The sequence below is a fragment of the Sphingomonas asaccharolytica NBRC 15499 genome (assembly GCF_001598355.1).
GTDB lineage: Bacteria > Pseudomonadota > Alphaproteobacteria > Sphingomonadales > Sphingomonadaceae > Sphingomonas > Sphingomonas asaccharolytica.
This window is the reverse complement of record NZ_BCYU01000183.1, coordinates 1-988: the sequence shown is the minus strand read 5'-3', so window position 1 is coordinate 988 and position 988 is coordinate 1. Positions and strand designations below refer to the sequence as shown.

1 protein-coding gene is annotated in these 988 nt (G+C 65.1%); it reads left to right on the top strand.

Features of this window, described 5'->3' with window-relative positions:
- Positions 1 to 118 precede the first annotated feature (118 nt).
- Positions 119 to 988: tetratricopeptide repeat protein (locus tag SAS01S_RS21990; RefSeq protein WP_066813397.1), on the top strand; the 870-nt coding region annotated here is incomplete at its 3' end.

Here is a 988-nt window from a genome sequence, read left to right as displayed (position 1 = left end):
CACCGCGAAATGCGCCGCGGCGCATTTCCAAACAGACTCGTGACTAACCTTTTCTTTGCCATTCGCCCGTTACAGCGCGATATTATCCCTGAAGTGTATTGGGCGGGACACGAGTAACATGCGAACGCTGATCGGCGCTGCGGCGCTTTCCGTTGCAACAATCGCGGCGACCGTCGTCATCGGCGCGCCGGCCATGGCCGACACCAAGACCGGGGTCGATGCCTGGAACCGCGGCGACTATAAGGCCGCGGTCGACGAATGGCGCAAGGCCGCGATCGCCGGCGACGCCGACGCGCAATTCAATCTCGGCCAAGCCTATAAGCTCGGACGCGGCGTGCCGGTCGACTTGCAGATGGCGGAAAGCTGGTATCGCAAGGCGGCGATGCAGGGCCATGCCCAGGCCGAGGACAATTACGGTCTCGCGTTGTTCCAGGACGGCAAGCGCGCCGAGGCGGCGCCATGGCTCGAAAAATCCGTTGGTCGCGGCGAACCGCGGGCCGAACTCGTACTTGGCACGATGCTGTTCAATGGCGACGGAATCGAGCGCGATTGGGTGCGTGCTTATGCACTGATGACGCGCTCATCGGGTGCCGGCCTGCCGCAGGGATCGCAGACGCTCGCCGAGATGGACAAATATATTCCCGCCGACCAGCGCCAGCGCGGCATCGAACTCGCGCGCAAAATGGACACGCAGGTCGCGAGCAACGGCAATTATGGGTCCGAGATCACTGGCGGCGGCCCGGACGGGCCCGGCATCGCGTCGACCGATGTGCCGCCCTCATCGGCGTCGGGGCCGGTTTATGGACTTCCCGGCACCAGCTATCCGGCGCTCGGCAAGGGATCCAGGCCGGGCAAGAACAAGCCGCCGGTCCTCGCGACCAATCTGCCGCAGACCTACACTCCGGCGCCCGCCTATAATCCCCGGCCAGCTGCCAATCCAGCCCCTACCTATGCAACCCCGCCTGTCCCGCGCCCGAAGCCAGCGCCC